The organism is Planctopirus sp. SH287 (assembly GCF_056500625.1).
This window is the reverse complement of sequence record NZ_CM151403.1, coordinates 189,836-209,768: the sequence shown is the minus strand read 5'-3', so window position 1 is coordinate 209,768 and position 19,933 is coordinate 189,836. Positions and strand designations below refer to the sequence as shown.

Sequence of the window (19,933 nt, the reverse complement as noted above, 5' to 3'; positions counted from 1 at the left end):
AGTGTTCCTCCCCTTGTCTTGCGAGAGGGACGAGCATCCGCCTCTCCTTCTTCTTAGGAAATCACTGTGGCCTTACTCTGCTCTTGGCACGTACTCTGTTTCTCTCTGATGGCTTCCCTGCTTCTGTTGGCACAAGGATGCGGAGGAGGTGATTCCATTATCCTTGCGGATGTTTCTGGTGTGATCACACTGGATGGCAAGCCACTGAGCAATGCGAGAGTCGTCTTTTCACCGATTCCAGTGAAAAAAGGATTGAGTGGCCCTTCGTCATCCGGGGTGACAGACAGTGAAGGGAAGTATCAGTTAAAAACTCCCTTTGGAAAATCAGGAGCGGCCGTAGGCACTCACAATATTACGATTTTTGATGAACCTGTGGATACCGCTCCTGCAGTAGCAGGCAAAGGAGAGCCAATCTTGCCTCCCCCTCCGCCCACAAACAAAAGAGAACCAAAGCTGAATTTCTACGCACAGGATGGGGCGATTTCGTTTGAAGTCCCCAGAGGTGGAAGCTCAGTCGCAAACTTTGGACTGCACAGCAGGAAGTAATAGAAATTGTAAGGGTCGTTATAGATAGAGGCTAACTTTTCATTGACAGAAACGGAAGCAACAGCAGGTATACGGAGTGCCAAAAATGCCTCTGCTTGACGACTATCAGCCAGCGTTAAATAGAGAATAGGTGAACCAAGCCGTAGGGAGCATAATCCACCACTTCATATACCCGATTGCACTACACCTCCAGATCAGCGTCTTCAAACGTGCGGCCGGTGACGTTGAGAAAAACTTCTTCCAATGTGGGGCGGACAAGGCTGATCGCGCGCAGTTCATCGCCCATTCTGGAAGCGATCTCCTCAACCATCCCGGCATGAACGTTCCCATCCACACGGAAGGTCTGCCCCACCAGATGGGCCTGATATCCCGTACGCTCCAGCAGTAATGCCTGAAATCCCTGAGGATCGCGCGGCGTCATTGACAACGCATCACCGCCGACCGTCTCTGTCAGCGCCAAGGGGGAACCTTCCGCCACCTTCCGCCCCTGATCGAGGATCACCACTTGATCGGCCAGTTCGGCCTCTTCTATCAAGTGAGTGCTGACCAGCAGCGACAGCCCTTCTTTTCGCAGGCGAGCCAGATGTTGCCACAAATCCCTGCGGCTGCCGGGATCCAGCCCCACGCTCGGTTCATCCAGTAGCAATAGCCTGGGCCGATGAAGCAGCGCTTTGGCCAATTCAACCCGCCGCTTCCAGCCACCTGAAAGCGTTTCCACCGTCTTCTTCAACCACGGATCAAGGCCCAATGGTGAGGCGCACTCTGAAACTCTCTGTCGCAAGTCGTTCGATGAAAGCCCATAAAGCTTTCCCTGATGCCAGAGATTTTCTTCGACGGTCAGGCGGGTGTCCAAGCTTGGCGACTGGAATGTCACGCCGAAGAGATGACGCACCGCCTGGGGAGAGGAAGTGATCTCGGCCCCAAATATTCGTCCGCTCCCGGCCTGCCACGGCAACAAGGTGGCCAGCAGTCGAAACAATGTCGACTTGCCGCTGCCGTTAGGCCCCAGGAGCGCACAAACCGCACCTTCGGCGACAGAAAACGAGACGCCATCCAGCGAGAGAACATCTCTTTTTCGCGTCGTATAACGATAGGAGACATGATCGATTTCGATAGCGCAGGTCGTGGTCATCATATCTATTTATCAAGGAGCCGGTCTGGCTGTTCTGCTTTTTCGCTTCCCGGCTTCCCCACTTTCCCGGAGTCACTTAGCTTTCACAGTGTCATTCGGCAGGAAGTTCCAGCAGTTCAACCTTGCGGAATTCCACGGGATGGCTTTCCGACTGCAACGAGATGGTGCCCGACTTCAGCAGCTTTTCGCCCCCATTGGCTTTGATCAGTTCTTTCGCGTGCGCATCGCGGTCATCGAGTTGAGGCTCGGTGTATTCGAGAACGACCTCTCCGTTAACGCTGTGCCGGAAGAGTTTGTCTCCGCGAACTTCGATTTCGGCAGTGACCCACTGATCGCCGTCATAAGTCTGCGATGTGGAATTCGTGCAATGCGGCGTGAAGAGCTTACCGTTCATCACCACGTTGGTTCCTGGGGTGCAGAGATTGGCGGTCGAGCGTTTTCCCTTGCCAAGCCCTCCCAACAACTGGACTTCAATCGAGGCGGGAAAGTCCTGATCAATGGTCATGGTCTTGGGGTCTTCCCCGTGAAGCATGGCTCCGCTGTTGCGTGTGGCCCATCCTGGCCCGCCTTTGCATTGATCGCCGGCAAAGCGGTATTCGACCCTCAAGTGGTAATTGGAGAAGGGCTTGTCGTAAAAGAGATGCCCGAATTTTTCGCCAAAAGTGGGGTACTTTTCAGGTTCGTAGACCACTTTGAGAACACCGTCTTCCACACGGAAGGTGTTGCCGTAGTTGTCACCGAGTTCGTGATAACGAATCTTGGGAGTCCAACCGGTGAGATCCTTGCCATTGAATAACTGAATCCACTTTTCGCTGGATTTGGGAGTATCCGCAGGGGGGGCTGACTCCTGGGCCGAGAGCGAATTTCCCTGCATCAGGGAGAAAGCCATCAGAAGCATTAATGAAGCAGTAGAACGGATCATAGGTGTCTCATCGACCAAAGGTAGGGCCACAGGCTGAGCAGCACAGTCACAAGACCAGAATGGTCACCGTCCGGAACGATCAGTTGTTTTCCGGAACTGTTCCCACCGTGAACATCACTGCTGAAGATCAGCGAATTGAGTGGAAGTGATCCTAACACAACCCTGAAAGCCGCGACACGGCACCAGCCATCATCACTCAAGAAATGGAAGAGTCATCACTGCTCAGTAGTGTCAGAAGCTCGACATTCAGGAACAGCTTTTCACGGCCGGACGTTCGCTCTTCCAGCACACCGATTTCTACGAGCTGCTTGAGATAACGGGAAGCGGCCTGACGTTCAGCCAATCCGGCTTCGACAACATTCTGAATGCGACAATAAGGCCGGGCAAAAAGAAGATGAACCAGTTCCAGTGAATAGATTTTGGGTCGTTCTTTACGAACCAGATCAGCGGTGCGTTGTGAGAGCTTGCGAATGGCGTCAATCTTCGCGGTTGTCCAACGTGCGGTCGCTTCCACTCCGCGAAGGATGTAAAGAATCCAGTTTTCCCAACTCTGGTCGCGGGTCACTTCGAGCAATAGCCGATAATAGTCAGACTTATTGCGGATGATATAGCGGCTCAGATACAGGATCGGGAGCGTTAACAACTGCTCCTGAATGAGAAACAGGCTATTGAGAATGCGGCCTGTGCGGCCATTGCCATCGGTGAAAGGATGGATGGCTTCAAACTGATAATGCCCCACCGCCATACGGATCAGTGGATCGATCTCGCTGGAGTCGTGCATGAACCGTTCCCAGTTGGCCAGAAGATCACGCAGCAACTCTTCACCCACAGGAGGCGTATAAACGACCTCTCCATGAGTTCGCGCCAATGCCGTTCCCGGCACGCGTCGAACGGTCATCTCCATCCCTTTGATGATCGTGCAAACCTCTTCGGCCGTGCGTGTGTTCAGCGGTCTCCGGGCCAGTTCCTGATACCCCTTTAAGAGGGCCTGACTGTATCTCAGAGCCTCTTTGGTCTCAGGGTCGGCATGTTCATCATCCTCCCGGAACTGAAAGAGCCGGTCGTTGGTGGTCACAATGTTCTCAATTTCCGAACTTGCCTGAGCTTCCAGAAGGGGAATCGTGTTAATCAGCATCCCCTGATTGGGAATCAATTCCGCTGCCTGTTTCAGTTCACCCACGGCTGCCCGCGCCAGAATACAAGCCTTGAGTACAGGTTTGGTTTCCAGATCCACCATGGGAGGCAGCTTGGGCAGTTCCAGGTAGGGTACAGTCGGATTCCACATAAATCTTATCACATCATTGTTTTATGTCTGATTTCCCGTATCCACCGTATGTTCTGGCTTGAACTGAGTCAATAAAACGTGTCGCTATTTTTCGATTTCTGCGACATGTTTTCTCGTCATGTCGTCGTGAGCGACATGTCGGCAGAATGTGTCGCTGTTTTTCTTTTTCTGCGACATGTCATGATGATCTGTCGTCATCAGCGACACGTTTCCAGAACATGTCGCTGTTTTTCGTTTTCGGCGACATATCAGTGAAAACTCTACAATGAGCATCAAAGCAATTGTGAACGTCAGTTTGATGGGGCAGTCCTTGAGGATCGTGAATCTCACTGCGTCAGAAACAGGCGATTGCCTGCATATTCCATCAAAAATATTCGCGACGAAACAGCAAATCGGCGATGATCTGGCCTGCTGACTCAATGCACATCTGGAGAGTTTTCATGCTTAATCGTCGTGATGTTTTGAAGCAGTGGGCATACACCGCTGGTCTCTCGGCAGCGGGAGTTCTATGGCCTGCCACTCATCGGTCGCGGGACGTGGCGCTCATGGCACAGGACGTAGCCGGCGAACAACTTCCGCCCGTTCGTGCGATCACCACAGGGCCGAAACATCACTGGTTTGGCTATTACGACAAGCTGCAATTCGATCCCACGAATACCAAAGTTCTGGGCATGCAGGTGGGATTTGAACATCGGTCGCCCCGTCCCGATGATGTCATTGAAGTGGGCTATGTTGACCTGGCCAGGAACGACCAGTGGGTTCCGCTCGGCACCACGACTGCCTGGTGCTGGCAGCAGGGTTGTATGTTGCAATGGGTTCCCGGCTCATCATCACAAGTCATCTGGAATGAACGGGGAGAGTCGCAATATGCCTCAAGGCTCTTTGATATCGCGACTGGGACAAGCCGCGTGATTGATCGGGCGATCTATACCTTGTCGCCTGATGGGCAATCTGCCATCACGACTGACTTCCGCCGCTTGAACGATGTTCGTCCCGGGTATGGTTACACGGGGATTGCCGACCCCGCAGCCAATCAGCTGACCCCAGAAAACGCTGGCATCTGGAATATCGATCTTAAGTCCGGCCAGTCGGAATTGATCATCTCGATTGCGCAGGTTGCCGGATTGGGTGCGGCTCATGCGGATATGGAGGGGGCGAAACACTGGTTCAATCATCTGCTGATAAACCCCGATGGCTCGCGATTTACGTTCCTCCACCGATGGAAACCCACCAGCGGGAAAACGGCTTTCCGCACGCGGATGCTGACAGCGAAGCGGGATGGCAGCGATCTCTTTGTGATCGATCCTTCAGGAGAAACATCACACTTTGTCTGGCGTGATCCCGAGACAATCACCGCCTGGACACGGCCTCTTGGTCATCCCGCGGGCTTTTATGAATTGAGAGACCGCACGGGGGAAGTGGAACCGATTGGAGCCGGCGTGATGGTGGTCAACGGCCATAACACTTATCTGGAGCGTCCAGGAGAATCATCGACCGCATGGATTCTGAACGACACTTACCCCGACAAAAATCGTCTCCAGCATCCTTATCTCTATCAGGTTTCAACGGGAAAACGATTCCCGCTGGGCCACTTCCTCTCCCCGAAGGAATATGTGGGCGAGTGGCGCTGCGACAACCATCCTCGTAGCAGTCGTGATGGACGCTGGGCCTGCATCGATTCCCCGCATGGTGGTGAGGGGCGTCAGATGTTTCTAATCGACCTGAAGCCGATTCTTGATGCATGACGATTCAGGGCAGGTTTCCCGAAGAAGAAGAAGCGAGCATACTCAGCGGAGAGATCGTGCCCGTCATCAGGGAAGTGGCCACGAGAACGCCATCGACGCCTTGACCGAGCAAGCGTTTGACGTCATCAGCCTGGCGCATGCCCCCACCGGCCAGCAACGTCGGGCCGGTGACTGAAGCATGACCTTCAAGTGAAGAGAAGGCCTTGCGCAGCGCGGTGATTTGCTGGCTGGTTGATCCCCCCGTGGCGGAACCCACATCAGCCAGATCCAGGATGATCCACTGAGAAAACCCTTTGGTTGCGAGTTGCAAGACAAACGAGCTGAGTCCTGGCTGCTGGAGATCTTTGGGGGCTTGCCAGACGCTCCCCCGGAAGTCGAGCGAGATCCAGAGTCGCCGGGTGTCACCAAGATCAACGGCAAGATCACAGATCCATTTCAGTGAGGGCAAGGATTCTGTTCCCAGGATCACGTCGTAACCCTGATCAATGGCCCGCTTCACCTGGGCCATGTCTTGAAAACCAGCGTCGATCAGAATGCGTGTAGAGGTTTCGGGAAGTTGAGGCCACGCTTGCGGTTGTGGTTGACCATAGACGATGCCATCGAGATCCGCCACATACATCCAGCGGGGATGCCATTCGTCCGCAAATTGATCTGCCAGTGCTTGTGGCGTGAAAGCCTGTCCGTTGTCAGTCATCCACGGTTGGTATCTGGCCCGTTCACCAGCCACAGCATGCACAGCCTGGCCATGGCGAATATCGATCACTGGAACAATCCGTGACGACGCTGGCCACTCGATGGAGAGAGTCTCACTCATGGATGTTCCATTTTGATAGTGGTTCATTTTCAAGATGACAAGCCATCGGTTCGTCGGTCAAGACGCGCGCGTCAGAAATAGACCACAGAAAGGTCTGATGAGCGGCTGGCAGGCGGGCGTCTCCCTTCCACGTTATTCTGATAAAATCCGGCGGTTTCTCCATTCATAAACACAGACATTCATCTCGTAAACACAGGCATTCATCATGACGGATCTCACTCATTTTGACAGCGAAGGACGCTCGCGAATGGTGAACGTCGGCGACAAACCGGTCACCCAACGGACAGCGACGGCAGAAGGGCTGGTGACGGCACAGCCAGAAACGATCACGCGCATCGCCGGTGGAACTTTGGCCAAAGGGAACGTGCTGGAAGTGGCCCGGCTGGCTGGCATCATGGCGGCCAAGAAGACGGGCGACCTCATCCCGCTTTGTCATCCTCTGGGGTTAGATGGAATCGACATCGATTTCAACATTGCCTCGCCCACAGAACTCCGCATTGTGGCGACGGCGAAAATCACAGCCCGAACCGGCGTGGAAATGGAAGCTCTGACCGCCGTCTCAATCGCTGCTCTGACGGTCTATGACATGTGCAAGAGTATCGACAAAAGCATGGTGATTGGCTCCATCCGCCTTCTTTCCAAAACGGGTGGTCGATCTGGCGACTGGAAAGCAACCCCATGAGTGAAAACGTTTCAGTCCCGTCATGGCAGAACGAAGTTGTGGCAGGTGTTCGATGTGAGGTTCTGGCTCCGGAAGCTCCGCAAGCCATTATGATTTTTCTGCATGGAATGGACGGTCGCCGGCCATCGGAAAGCCTGCGCTGGACGCAATTGGCGTGGCGGCATCAGGTGAAGATCATTGCGCCCGATGGGATGCGTCTGGAGAGATTTGCTGATCATTCGCGAATGGATCATACGACTGCGCCGTACTGTTGGTGGATGGATGCGGGGGAGATGCCACTGGAACCTCAGGTTGATAGCAGCGTCATACCGCCAGTGACACCGGTCATAACGCCGGAAGAGTGGGTTGTGGATCACATGCAACCAGCCCTGAGTCACCATGATTTACCGGTGGTCATGGCGGGCTATGAAGTGGGAGGGCATGGAGCTTTGCGGATGGCGTATCGATATGCCCGTAAGTTTCCCATTGTCATCGCCATGGCCCCCAAGGTGGATCTCCATCATATGCAGGGGTTGGGAACCTCATTAGATCGACTCTACCCAACCGCAGAAGCCGTTCGACAGCAGGAAGCGACCGTCCGTTTACACCCTTTGCAGCGTCCCATCGCCCAGTTCATCACTTGCGATCCAGCCAACGATTTTTGCTACTCAGGCTGCCAGACTCTCGTGACAAAGCTCAGCTCAACGGGTTGTCCTCATCAGGTCGACTTTTCGCCACATCGTCGGGATCAGACGCCAGAACATGAGACCGCATCCGAATGGACAGTGTCCGAATGGGAGGTCTCTCCAGAACGTTTCTTCGCGTTTCTTTCAGAAGCCATTCTGAGGATGTAATACCTTATTATCACGGCTTTGTCCTGAGGCACTCTGTTTCAAATTCACTGACAAACTCTGTTTCTTGTGACTGCCGTCATATAGAGGTCCAAAGCGACGCTGAGGCCCCTGGCCATCTTCTCCCACTGGGGAGCAGGATTTGAAAATCCCTCACGCGATACTGTACCGAGCATCCATGAGTGGCTAAATGCGGGTCAATAGAGAGAGAGAGCCGCCACAAAGTGCGAAACTATCTTTTCGTGAGTTGCGGCATCGCCATGGTTGTCGCTGTGGACATGCGCTCGTCAAGAACTTCTCGGTAGACTTCAACCGTTTCAGTCACCATGCGGTCGACGCTGAATTCGGTCTCGGCTTCAAGCATGGCGGCTGCGCCAATCCGACGGGCAAGATCAGGGTTACTCAAAAGTTCCACAATTCGTTCTGCCAGGCGAACACTGTCAGAAGGCGGAACCAGCAAGCCCGTCTGGTTATCACGGACAACGTTGAACACTCCGCCGACGCTGGTGGCAATCACTGGTCGCCCCATCGCCATGGCTTCCAGCATGATGGTGCCGATCCCCTGTTGCAGCGAGGGAAGGCAGAAAATATCCATGGCGCTCAGTGCGTCAGAAAAGTCGAGCAGATTGGGAACAAACGTCACGTGTTCTTGAATGCCCAGCGTGCGGGCCAGCTTGCGCAGGTTTCCTTCTTCAGGGCCAGCCCCCGCAATCAGGAACTCGATATCACGATGCGATCCCAGCACATGAGCGGCAGCCGCCAGGAAGAAAGGAAATCCTTTGACCGCTTCCAGTGGGCCAGCGGTACCAACCACAGGGATTTTGCCCGCTTTTAAGACAAGCGATTTGTCTTCATCACTGGCGCGTGGTACTCCACAGGGAATCACCACGAAAAGGTCTTCTGGTAATTGTGAGCGTTCAACCAGAGCCGCTTTCACTGATTCACTGACCGTAATGATTCTGCGGCAAAGGTTCGGGTCAGGTTTCAGGATCTCGTGGTTGGCCAGATAGTCATGCACCGTCAGTACGTAGGGACAGTTTAACCGACGGGCTATCCATTCCCCATGTCCCAGGGCGGTTCGAGACTGGATATGAATCAAATGGGGAGGATGCTGCATCAGCCGCCGGCAGTACATTTCCAGAACGACCTGCCGCCAGAGAGGAGCATCCAGATAAGGAAGCACCTCAATTCCCAATGACTTCCGGCGTGTCAGGTCGACGGTGCTAGCCCCCGGACAGACCACGCTTTGCTGGAATCCATATTCGGCCAGACGTTCAGCCAGGCGCAGCGTATAAACCGAACTTCCCCGAAACTGGAAGTTAGCCGAAATCATCAGAAGTGAAATATCGTCACGTGACATAACTTTCAGGATACACCACGCCACGACATGATGCGCGTTTTCCAAAGGTTAGATTTGACGACTATGCGATAACTACATTCCATGTTTGGAGTTATGAACAGACCACCGATTTGAGAGAAACGAGATTTTCAAAGAAAATGTGACGAATGAATGACTCCGGCTGATCTTGCCGGAATTTGACCATCTGAATTACAACAGTGCGTTCCGCTTTCTGTTTGTGTCGCTTATGGATTTGCGAACAGACAGGGACTCAACGATTTCGAGGTGCAGGGACGCTGTGGAATACTCGCTCAAACCGCTCGGAAAGACCTGCGCAGCGACGGGAGTCCCGCTCTCGCCGGGAACTGTCTGCCAGTCCGTGCTGATCGAGCAGAATGGGCAGATGCAGCGTTTGGACTACCGTCACGATGCCTGGCCCGGCCCGGCTCCCCACCAGATTGCGGCTTGGCAAACGATTGTTCCACCACCACAAAACCCCGATGCCATCCATCTTGATTCCGACAAGTTGCTGGGATTATTGGAGCAAATCAGCCCCGCAGGTTTCGATGATGTTCCCGGGCAGGCCGAAGCCATTCGGTACGTAGCCGCCCTCTTTCTTCTTCAGCGAAGAAAGCTCAAGCTGGATGATGCTTTCAAAGTGGGGGGGACGGAAGTTCTGCGACTGCTTGGCTCACGAGGCGAAGGCCCCTTTGAACTGACCAATCTGGCTTTGTCAGATGAGGAAATTCATCAACATATTCAGACGCTCAAGTCTCGTCTGGCGGCGGAGGTGTCGGCATGACTCAACGACCTTCCACGACAGATTCACAGTGCATTTCGCGGCGGGCAGCCCTGGGATGGCTCGGTCTACTCGGCATGCAGGGGTGTTCGTCACTTCGAGACTGGAAAAAGAAAGACGAGTTTGCCAAGCGAACCAACTGCCCACTGGGAGCAGAAGCCACGGCAGACGACTATATTGCTCAGATCAATCAGAATGTGGATCGAATTGACGGTTGGCGGGCAGGCCGGGTGCATATCCGGGCCAATCACATTCCTCTGACAGCAGATATCGCGGTTCAAAAAACAAATCTTTTGCGAATCTCGGTCACCAGTGCGCTGGGGCAGGAAGTCGATCTGGGATCAAATGAAGAGATCTTCTGGTTCTGGGCCAAGCGGAATGATCCACCCGATCTCATGTTCGCCCGGCATGAACAAATGGCCGAAGTTCAGCAGAATGTCCCCATTCCGTTTGAGCCAGGCTGGCTGATGGAAGCGTTGGGCGTGGCCAACATGGAGCCTGAAGGGGTCACCCTGAACCGTTCGGGTGATGGTCGGACGGCAGCTCTTTCGACGTCACATCTTTCTCCTGCGGGGATCCCGATTCGTAAGGTGGTGACGGTTGATGCCTGTCATGGCATGATTCTGGAGCACGGACTCTATGACCCGCAGGGACGAGTGATCGCTCAGGGCCGCTTACGCCAGCATTATCGTGATCAATTGTCAGGAGCCATTCTGCCGCGTCAGATGACACTGGATTGGCCTTTAGCCCAGATGAATATGGTGCTGACGTTCGACAAAATCGACGTCAATCCTCGCAGTATTCCTCAACAAGTCTGGCAGCCCCCCGACATGCCCAAAGCCCGCCTGGTCAATATGGCTGAAGCCGTCCGCAGCTAATAGCAGGGCGACTGCAGGCAGAAAATCTTAATTGTTTTTACGCCACAAATCTTTGAGGTGTTAACGAACCTGGTGCACGCCGGGGACTTCATGCACCCTACATAACTACCAACAGTGTTTGCACGGTATTCTTTGTAAAAAGCATTATCCGGTGCTGGGCAACGACTGTAAAGAAACAAGTCCTGCCCTCACGACACCACCGGCGATTATTGGACATAAGAGGTCACCTTTATATGCGACAAAAGTAGGGTGCATGCCAATGCACCAATTTGGCATGAATTGCAAACACTTGCGTCAAAACAACAGCTATCGCTCTGGCTAGTAAAACCCAGACGACGCATCTCTTGAGTTAATGAAAGCTGTTCACACCCCACCCGTATTGACAGAGGGAGAAACACAAACGCTGGTGCATTCCGGGGACTCCATGCACCCTACATAACTACCAGCAATATCTGCACGGTATTCTTTGTTAAAAGCGGTATCGGGTGACGACCGCAAAGTAACAAGCCCTGCTCTCACAACACCACCGGCGACAACCGAACATAGGCGACCACCTTATTCGATAAAAAGTAGGGTGCATGCCAATGCACCAACTTGGCATGAATTGCAAACAAATTGCGTTAAAACAACAGCTATCGCTCTATCTAGAAAAATCCGAACGACGTATCTATTGAGTTAATGAAAGCTGCCCACACCCCACCCATACATACACCTTGATGTATCCTGAAGACTTCATAGCCCCTACTCTAGATTCATACCTTGAATCACTTCCGGTTGGGTGCGACCCCATCCTTGGGGATAGTGTCCCGTACGGACATATTTTCGGAATGTCGAATGTTCCCAATCCCACGGGATGGCGGCAAGTCCATGCTTCACCGGATTATAGTGGATATAGTCGAAGTGGGCTTCGAGGTCGTGTTCATCTCGAATCAGGTGCTCCCAGAATCGTCGTTGCCAGACGCCCTTGTCTCCCCTCCGCCGGCGATCGTCGGAAGTCGGTGCCTCCTCGCCTCCGGCGCGCAACCACGCTGTTGTGAAATTTGCCTTGATCGCCTGCCATCGGCGGGAAAAGTCGCGATCGCCCGGCGGCAGGTTCCAGATCGCGTGCAAATGATCGGGCAGGAGACGATGGCCAATGTCTCGAAGGGACGGTCGGCGGAAACCTTGCGGAACGCGTCCCCCAGAAGTGTGCGTGCTGTCTCGTTCGCAAATAACGGCGTCCGGTGTTGAGTGACGACCGTGAAAAAGTAAGTCCCGCCCTCCCGATACCACCGGCGATAGTCGGACATAGGGGCATCCAGAAAAAAAGGAATGAGAGTCATTCCGAAACGTAGGGTGCATGCCAATGCACCAATTTGAATCACGACCAAACGATTGTTAATTCTTTAGTAGTGTACTTGATATCGACTTCACCAAACTCAATCTGTGGTAGCAAAGAGCGAGCGAATGGACGAACCGGATTTGGATGAAGCAATCCAACATACTGACCCGGAAGTGTTCCCAGTCCACAAAGTAAGATTCCGGAAATGGAGCTTCGTGCATATCCAATTTGTTCGGTTTTGTCAGGTTTGAGGAAAGCCGCATGGTTGAGTTGGGTTTCCACATATGTCGGCTTTTCCAAATGGCCCGTTGATAAATTAACGGTACGAACAAATTGTATATCTCCGGTCAGAATATCGTCAGCACGCCCCTTACAAAAATGTCCCATCGCAACATATGAATGAAAGGTGCCAATTGCGAGAAGGCGTGGAGCGTCGAGACCTGCTAACTGAGAAGCTTTTCCGCTGCATTCTCTTTGAACAAGTTGAGTCATTGCCCTGGGGTTAAACGGTGTGAGTTCACGTTTTGGCTCATAGTGAATGCCAGTTTTCTTGGCAGCCGTCTCAATCTTGATGCAGGTTGCATCTACGTAAAAAACTTGTTCATCTTTGACGCAATAAAAATCTGGGATTCGACCGCTCGAAGATCGAATTTGATTTGGTGCGACATTGACTTCGTTTTTTTCAAGAAGTTCTCTGAAAGCCGCTTCACAAATCGCCGCTTCAACGTCGTTCTTTAGAAGTTTCTCCCATTCGTCACCGTGTGCTGGATTAAACTGATCAAGCCATTGCCGATGCTCGTTAGTCAAGTCGCTCCAATGAGGATTCGAGAGTGTGGGTGCCATACGGATTGATTCCCTCCAGCGAATTATCAGTGCGTTCCACAGCAATTTGATATACCCTCACGAAAAATGTAGAAAGAAAGGGCCATTGACTCGTAGTCTACAGCCCTTTCTTTGTGTTGCTGTTCAGTGAGGGTCAGTTGTTGTCGCGTGCAGTATAGCGAGCTGCGGCCTGCACTAATTGCGTCTGACAAGAGCTGCGGTATGTTACTTTTTCTTTGAAGAGCCTTTTTGTGAGAGGGCCGATCCTGCAGCCGACTTCGAGTCCTTTCCTGTCCGACCGTCTTTAAGAACGCGAGAGGCAGCTGATGCAGCTTGGTCACTTGTCTTTTTGTCAGTCATGCGAGCATACCTTTCTTTTGACAGCTATGTAGCTGTCCGATTGAAGCGACCGATGCATCTACTATCGCATGATAGAAACGAACTGCAGGCCGCCTACTATATAGACCCGAGTAGATGGAAATATGTTCGCGTGAAAGTGTGGAAAATTAGGGGTTCGTGGAGAAAATTTACGAAGGGTGTCGTTTATTTGGTTAGTTGTGCAAATTTGATTATTGGGGGGGGGGGGGGGGGGCTAGTTTTATGTTGGAATGGTGCATTCCGTAGAAACTCCATGCACCCTACTTTTAGAATTGATACGAAAAAAGCCCCGACTTTTGGTCGGGGCTTTTTTTTAGAGGTGTGCTAGCTACAACCGAGGCTGGTGCCGCAGTTGTGGCAGAGGTAGCAGGCGCCGTTTCTTACGGTGATCGAGCCGCAGTTGCTACAGGCGGGGGCGTCGGTCTGGAAGCGGCTGAATTGCTGGTTCCTGATGCTCTGCTCTAACGTCTGAAGCTCCAGGCTGGTCATCGCATGGCTTTTACCATGATTCATGTTCCCGTTGCTGGCGTGGCCGTTGCTATGGCCATTGGCTCCTGAAGCGGGCAAGGGAGCGTGAACGCGCTTGTCGATTGATGGAGGCAGCTTGTTGCTTCCTTTGATCTCCGGCTTCTGGCTGCCATTCAACCCGTGGGCTGGCTTAACGGCCGGAGTCGCAGGTGCGGCTCCGGCCACGGGATGACTTTCCGCACTCTCGCCTTCATCTTCTGTACCAGCTTCTGCCCGGCGTGGGACATTGGCCTCACGGAAGCCAGGCATGAACTGAATCGCCATCCAACGGAAGATATAGTCGACCACGCTCTTGGCGTTGGGGATATCCGGGTTCTGTGTCCAACCGGAAGGCTCGAAGCGGCTGTGCGAGAATTTCTCGACCAGAACTTCCAGCGGCACGCCGTATTGGAGGCACATGGACGTTTCTGTCCCGATGACATCCATCAGGCCGCCAATCGTGGAGCCTTCCTTGGCCATGCTGATGAAGAGTTCGCCGGGAGTGGCGTCTTCAAACAGGCCGACGGTGATATAACCTTCATGCCCACCCACCGAAAATTTGTGAGTCAGCGAATGACGCGTAGTTGGCAGGCGGCGGCGAACCGGTTGGCCGGGAGCCACTTCTTTATTGCCATCGGCCCCCTTCTTGACATTGAGCGGCTGGCTCTGCTTGGAGCCGTCACGATAGACCGCCAGAGCCTTCAGGCCCAATCGCCAGCCTTCGGCATAGGCTTTTTCGATGTCTTCGACCGTCGAATCAGCGGGCATGTTGACGGTCTTGGAGATCGCCCCGGAGAGGAACGGCTGAGCGGCGGCCATCATCTTGATGTGAGCTCGCCACTGGATGCTGCGGGTGCCATTGGCGGGCTTGAACGCACAGTCAAAGACCGCCAGATGCTCGGCCAAAAGGTCGGTAGCGGCTTCGATCGTGTCGTGCTCTTCGATGGCTTTGACGATCCGTTCGACTTCGGGCGAATCGTAGCCGATGGTCTTGAGAGCCAGCGGCACGGTACGATTGACGATCTTCATCAGACCGCCACCCGCCAGCTGCTTGTACTTCACCAGAGCGATATCGGGTTCGATGCCGGTGGTGTCGCAATCCATCATGAAGGCGATGGTGCCGGTCGGGGCGAGAACGGTTGACTGGCTGTTGCGGAAGCCGAAGCGGCGGCCGCTATCGACGACGTCATCCCACACGCCTTCAGCCGCCTTGCGGAGGTATTCGGGGCAAGAGCTGTCGATGCGGTCGACCGAATCGCGGTGCATCCGCATGACGCGGAGCATCGGGTCGGCGTTGTTCTTGTAGCCCTCGAACGGCCCGGCAAACGAGGCAATCCGCGACGAAGTGAGGTAAGCCTGACCAGTCAGCAGCGAGGTGAGAGCACCGCAAATCCCGCGGCCAGCGGCACTGTCGTAAGGAATGCCCATCGACATGAGCAGGCTGCCCAGATTGGCATAGCCCAAGCCCAGCGGGCGGTATTTGTGGCTATTGGCGGCAATTTGCGGTGTGGGGTAGCTGGCGTGGTCAACCAGGATTTCCTGAGCCGTCAGGAAGACATTGATAGCAGAGCGGTAACGCTCCACATCGAAGAGGCCATCTTCTTTCTGGAACTTACGCAGGTTGAGGCTGGCGAGGTTGCAAGCCGTATCATCGAGGAACATGTACTCTGAGCAGGGGTTCGAGGCGTTGATGCGGCCATCGTTCGGGCAGGTGTGCCAGCGGTTGATGATCGAATCGAATTGGACGCCGGGATCGCCGCAGCTCCAGGCACCTTCGGCCATCTGTCGCATGACATAACGGGCTTCGTACTCGGGGCCAGCTTTGGTGGCATCCGTGACCCAGTGGGTGACCCACTTTTTGTTATCCTCATAGGCCCGCATGAACTCATCGCTGAGGCGGACAGAGAGGTTGGCGTTCTGATACATGATCGAGCCGTAGGCTTCACCATTGAAGTTCGAGTCGTACTCGCCGGATTCAATGAGGACGCGGGCCTTCTTCTCTTCTTTGATTTTGCACTGGACGAACTCAAGGATATCCGGGTGCCAGTCCTTGAGAGACTGCATCTTGGCAGCCCGGCGAGTTTTGCCACCCGACTTCACCACAGCGGCAATCTGGTCGTAAACCCGCATGAAGGAGAGAGGGCCGGAAGGGGTTCCACCGCCAGAGAGCTTTTCCTTGGCGCTGCGGATCGAGGAGAGGTCAGTACCTGTCCCTGAACCGAACTTGAAGAGCATGGCTTCGCTGGTGGCGAGGCGCATGATGTCTTCCATGTTGTCGTCGACCGACTGAATAAAGCAGGCGCTGGCTTGTGGATATTCGTAAGAGGTTTCGGCGCGGGTGACGGTCTGGGTGTCGAAATCCCAGCGGTAGTTCCCGCGGGAGCCTTTCACGCCGTACTGATGGAAGAGGCCCACATTAAACCAGACGGGCGAGTTGAAGCTGCCGTATTGATGCAGGCAGAGCCAGGCGAGGTCGTTGTAGAAGTTTTCGCCATCTTCGCGACTGGCGAAGTAGCCGTCAGCGATGCCCCAATCGGCAATGGTGCGGGCGACGCGATTGATCACCTGACGAACGCTGGTTTCACGTTCGGGTGTGCCGTGTTCGCCGTAGAAATACTTACTGACGACGACGTTGGTGGCCAGTGGGCTCCAGTGAGCGGGGATTTCGCAATCCTTCTGCTCGAAGAGAACTTTGCCGTTCTCGTCTTTAATGAAAGCCGAGCGGAGTTCCCATTCGCAGGTCGCGAACGGATCCACACCTTCCGGGCAGAACTCGGGCTTGATTCGCAATGGGGCCGCTTCGGGGAGCGGTCGCGAAGTCCCTGGCTGAAAATTAGCTGGCTGAAAACTCCCGGAACGGGAGCCATTGGCATTTGCCGGACGGAGGCCGACGGGGGTCAATTCAGACGTGGCAAGTCCTTTATGCTCGTGCATCATGCACTCCATATCCATGGTCAAGAAAGGGAAAACACCAGAGCCTGCCAAACCAGCAGACTAAACAATTTATCACAGCGCACGAACGAACACATCTGTTGATCGTGGGATGTTCAATAGAACAATAAAAATAGCCGTCGACAGATCACAATGTGCTGGGGATGGTCACCACCGGTACAGAACGCATTCCATGCTCCGGCAGCGAGCGGGCTGGCGACCCGTCAGAAGGTTCTTTCGTCGAAAAAACCACCATAGCTTGTGCTGAAGTAGCCAGTAACCAACAAGATCTTGTCAGCCACTGCGAGTCCCCACGATATCCCGCAAGAAGAGAATGTCAAGCCGTCTTCTTCCTCAATCTTGTGGCGAAAACGCCACAGTCCACCACAAGTTGTGGTGCGAAACGGATTTAGTGTTTACCGGGGAAAACGACCTTGTGAGAGAATCTTCATAATCCCATGGCGAGAAATTCTTCTCAGTTCACCCAGTTTAATCTGACAGTGTGCTACGGGCTTTTTGCCGCTTGATGAGGGGCGCCGCTGAGGGTGGTGGCAGGGGCAGCATGAACACTTGCCGGCAAGCTGCCATCACTTCATTCAAAATGGCCCGTTTTGTCGCAGTTTCTGCCGCTTCTTCACGGGTGAGTTCCCCTTGCCGGAAAGTTCGCTTGTGAAATAGCCTACCGTTCTGCCTGAAAGTGTCGGTGCTATCACTCCTCGCTCTTTGCCCCTCTTATTTTCCATTCATCCCGTATCGCCATGGTTTCTGGTCGCTCGACCGGAATCTCGTGTCGGTCTCCCGCTCGCGGCGGAAATCCTTTCCCATGTGGTGTCTTCATTGCCAAGATGATGTCGCTTCTGTGTTGATGCCGGATCACCGGCATTCGCGATGCACGCATTGTGGAATGACACTGGCAGCGATACTGGATCCAACTCCTCTCTCTGGAGGAGGAAAGCCGATTTCCAGTCCGGTCAGCAACAACCCGGGAGTCCCTACTGAAGCCACGGCACGGCTTTCCCCTGAACATGCGACGACAACTTCCCGCGATGCACGGGATCTGCTGGCGCGCTGGGCGACATCCCGTGCGTTTGAATCACTGGAACGGCCTCTTCTTCCCGATTTGGCTGCTGGCCCTCTAAGAAACCCCTCGATCACCCGCGCGGCTACTCATCCGGATGTTCAGCCTCACCAAGCGGAGAAGAATGTCGAGGCAGTGGATATGGGATCGCCCAAGCGAGCGGCTGATCACGTTGAATTACCGCCTCAGCCTCACGCTGCCGAGACATTGCCAGTGCGGCCCTCCCCTGAACGGAGGATTGATTTGTCGCACGGTGAAGGCGCAGCTCCCAAGCCGAAGCATCGCCCCAAAAAGAGGCGAACATCTCACGAGATTCATCGACGTTACGATAAAGAACAGGCTCGACTGGCGGGCCGACGTCCTCATTTCGATTTAAGGCGGTTGCGAGAGCGCGAACTCGAAGAAGCCGATATCCGATTCTCCTATCATCCGGCAGCATCTCTTCATTCACAGGAGAGAAAAACCACTGTGATGAGAGAAGAGACCGTGGCGTCTCGACCGAAATCTCCCATTGAAAAATCGTTCAACTGGGGCATTGTCGCGGGCCAGGTGTGTGCTTATCTGGGAGTCGCTTTACTGACCTGCGGCACATCGCTGGTTCTGTGGAGTCATTTTGGCGGGCCGGTTGAGCATGCTCCCACAGGCTGGTTGATGACAACTGCCGGACAAATGCTGTTGTTTCTTGGTGTGGTGACTCTGGTCTCATCGGGGATGGAACAAACGACCGATGAAGTCGCGACTCGCATCAGCACATTAGGCGAGAAAATTCTGCGGTTGGAAATGGCTCAACGAGAAATGAACATTAAAGAGCCGCACTATGCCCGTTCCAGAAGCCGACACTCTTTGTCGTCGCGTCGCACATCACGTCGGCGCGAAGATGACTGATCGCGTTTTTATTGATCTCTATTGATTCGTATTTTGTCGAATGATTTCGAGTGAGGTGTTCTGTATGTCTCTCCCTAAATTGCTGGCTGGTGCCGCCTGCTGTAGCATGCTAACCCTGGCTTCCAGTTGCACCTCTACGAAAACGACCAATACGGCTCGAACTGCCAGAGAACAACTATTGGTCTCAAATGCGATCGATCATGCTCTTGAAAAAGTCGACCTCTCGACGATCAACGGGACAAATTTATATATTGAAGAAAAGTATCTGGAAGGGGTTGATAAAGCTTATCTTGTCGGGTCGTTGCGGCATCGGGCGATGCTGGCTGGTGCGAATATTGTCCCCAAAGCTGAGGAAGCCGACATTGTTCTGGAGCTTCGCTCCGGGTCGATTGGCACCGACTCTGCCGATTCGTTCATTGGCTCGCCGGAAATCACTCTGCCAGGGATGCTGACGCTGCCTGAAGTTCGACTGGTGAGCCGTTCTCGACAAACGGCGACTGCCAAGTTAGGTCTGGTGGCCTATGACCCGAAATCAAAGCAGTTGTTGGGCCAGGGTGGTGTTTCTTCAGCATTGGCTGACGACAACAACCTCTTTGTCTTCGGGGTCGGCCCCTATCACTACGGAACAGTGAAAGAGGAAATCGAACGCACCGCGACACCAGCCGCTGATTCGGCGAAGTATCTTCCTTCGCAAGTGGCGTTTCACGGAGCAAAGCCGATTGGTGCGGCGATTGCTAAAGGCGAGGAACCCGCGGGAGAATTTCAGCTGACGAGCGATGAACAGCCCGCAAAAGAATAGACCTGTTCCCGGGTCTCTCTATTTTAAGCTGAGTGCGATTGGGGATATCCCGGTTTGCCGGGCGCATGCTAATACACCCGTTGTTATAGATGACGCAATCAGCATCTATTGGTGCATTGCGCTTCGCTTCATGCACTCTACCTACTGACTATTTATCTGGAGCGAGAAGCAGGGTAGCCCAGGTTGCAAAGCAACCATGGGCCACCCACGGGATTCTCTGGATTGGTGGGTTGCGCAAAG

The 19,933-nt window shown here is 53.9% G+C and carries 15 protein-coding genes and 1 pseudogene; 8 read left to right on the top strand and 8 right to left on the bottom strand.

What is annotated here, in order from left to right:
* Nucleotides 1-108: 108 nt before the first annotated feature.
* The gene (locus tag SH287x_RS00740) at nt 109-546 is read left to right on the top strand and encodes a transthyretin-like family protein (RefSeq protein WP_479516500.1); all 438 of its coding nucleotides are present in this window, start codon (nt 109-111) and stop codon (nt 544-546) included.
* 181 nt (nt 547-727) lie between these two features.
* Here the strand turns inward: SH287x_RS00740 and SH287x_RS00735 are convergent, their stop codons facing one another.
* From SH287x_RS00735 to fic, 3 genes are all read right to left on the bottom strand, one after another.
* Nucleotides 728-1,681, bottom strand: coding sequence for an ABC transporter ATP-binding protein (locus tag SH287x_RS00735; protein WP_479516499.1), 954 nt, complete (start codon nt 1,679-1,681; stop codon nt 728-730).
* Nucleotides 1,682-1,769: 88 nt separating this feature from the next.
* On the bottom strand, nt 1,770-2,600 hold the full coding sequence (locus tag SH287x_RS00730) for a 3-keto-disaccharide hydrolase (RefSeq protein WP_479516498.1): 831 nt from the start codon (nt 2,598-2,600) through the stop codon (nt 1,770-1,772).
* Between the two features lie 196 nt (nt 2,601-2,796).
* Nucleotides 2,797-3,885 (bottom strand): protein adenylyltransferase Fic, encoded by a 1,089-nt coding sequence (gene fic, locus SH287x_RS00725; protein ID WP_479516497.1) that lies wholly within the window; start codon nt 3,883-3,885, stop codon nt 2,797-2,799.
* Nucleotides 3,886-4,325: 440 nt separating this feature from the next.
* Between fic and SH287x_RS00720 the strand changes: the two genes are divergently transcribed.
* Nucleotides 4,326-5,630, top strand: a complete 1,305-nt coding sequence (locus SH287x_RS00720; RefSeq protein WP_479516496.1) for a hypothetical protein — start codon at nt 4,326-4,328, stop codon at nt 5,628-5,630.
* Between the two features lie 4 nt (nt 5,631-5,634).
* Here SH287x_RS00720 and SH287x_RS00715 read toward each other — a convergent pair whose 3' ends face one another.
* Nucleotides 5,635-6,444 (bottom strand): HisA/HisF-related TIM barrel protein, encoded by an 810-nt coding sequence (locus SH287x_RS00715; protein WP_479516495.1) that lies wholly within the window; start codon nt 6,442-6,444, stop codon nt 5,635-5,637.
* Nucleotides 6,445-6,649: 205 nt separating this feature from the next.
* Between SH287x_RS00715 and moaC the strand changes: the two genes are divergently transcribed.
* A complete protein-coding gene (gene moaC, locus SH287x_RS00710; protein WP_479516494.1) occupies nt 6,650-7,126 on the top strand; it encodes a cyclic pyranopterin monophosphate synthase MoaC in 477 nt (158 codons plus the stop codon).
* Entirely contained in the window at nt 7,123-7,959 is an 837-nt protein-coding gene (locus SH287x_RS00705; RefSeq protein ID WP_479516493.1) for an alpha/beta hydrolase, read from the top strand. The genes moaC and SH287x_RS00705 overlap by 4 nt, the downstream gene beginning before the upstream one ends.
* 229 nt (nt 7,960-8,188) lie before the next feature.
* Here the strand turns inward: SH287x_RS00705 and SH287x_RS00700 are convergent, their stop codons facing one another.
* Entirely contained in the window at nt 8,189-9,316 is a 1,128-nt protein-coding gene (locus tag SH287x_RS00700) for a glycosyltransferase family 4 protein (protein ID WP_479516492.1), read from the bottom strand.
* Between the two features lie 277 nt (nt 9,317-9,593).
* Between SH287x_RS00700 and SH287x_RS00695 the strand changes: the two genes are divergently transcribed.
* Entirely contained in the window at nt 9,594-10,097 is a 504-nt protein-coding gene (locus SH287x_RS00695) for a hypothetical protein (protein WP_479516491.1), read from the top strand.
* Nucleotides 10,094-10,972 carry a hypothetical protein gene (locus SH287x_RS00690; protein ID WP_479516490.1) on the top strand — a complete coding sequence of 293 codons (879 nt, stop codon included), beginning with the start codon at nt 10,094-10,096 and terminating at the stop codon, nt 10,970-10,972. Before SH287x_RS00695 ends, SH287x_RS00690 begins: the two co-directional genes overlap by 4 nt.
* Before the next feature lie 741 nt (nt 10,973-11,713).
* Here the strand turns inward: SH287x_RS00690 and SH287x_RS00685 are convergent.
* The 3 genes and pseudogenes from SH287x_RS00685 to SH287x_RS00675 all read right to left on the bottom strand — a co-directional run bounded on the left by SH287x_RS00685 (nt 11,714) and on the right by SH287x_RS00675 (nt 16,934).
* A pseudogene (locus tag SH287x_RS00685) lies at nt 11,714-12,261 on the bottom strand (REP-associated tyrosine transposase).
* A 71-nt stretch (nt 12,262-12,332) separates the two neighbouring features.
* The gene (locus SH287x_RS00680; RefSeq protein WP_479516488.1) at nt 12,333-13,136 is read right to left on the bottom strand and encodes a hypothetical protein; all 804 of its coding nucleotides are present in this window, start codon (nt 13,134-13,136) and stop codon (nt 12,333-12,335) included.
* A gap of 681 nt (nt 13,137-13,817) precedes the next feature.
* Nucleotides 13,818-16,934 carry a vitamin B12-dependent ribonucleotide reductase gene (locus SH287x_RS00675; RefSeq protein ID WP_479518751.1) on the bottom strand — a complete coding sequence of 1,039 codons (3,117 nt, stop codon included), beginning with the start codon at nt 16,932-16,934 and terminating at the stop codon, nt 13,818-13,820.
* Nucleotides 16,935-17,835: 901 nt separating this feature from the next.
* Here SH287x_RS00675 and SH287x_RS00670 point away from each other — a divergent pair.
* Nucleotides 17,836-18,894, top strand: a complete 1,059-nt coding sequence (locus SH287x_RS00670) for a hypothetical protein (protein ID WP_479516487.1) — start codon at nt 17,836-17,838, stop codon at nt 18,892-18,894.
* A gap of 64 nt (nt 18,895-18,958) precedes the next feature.
* The gene (locus SH287x_RS00665) at nt 18,959-19,693 is read left to right on the top strand and encodes a DUF6655 family protein (RefSeq protein WP_479516486.1); all 735 of its coding nucleotides are present in this window, start codon (nt 18,959-18,961) and stop codon (nt 19,691-19,693) included.
* Nucleotides 19,694-19,933 lie beyond the last annotated feature (240 nt).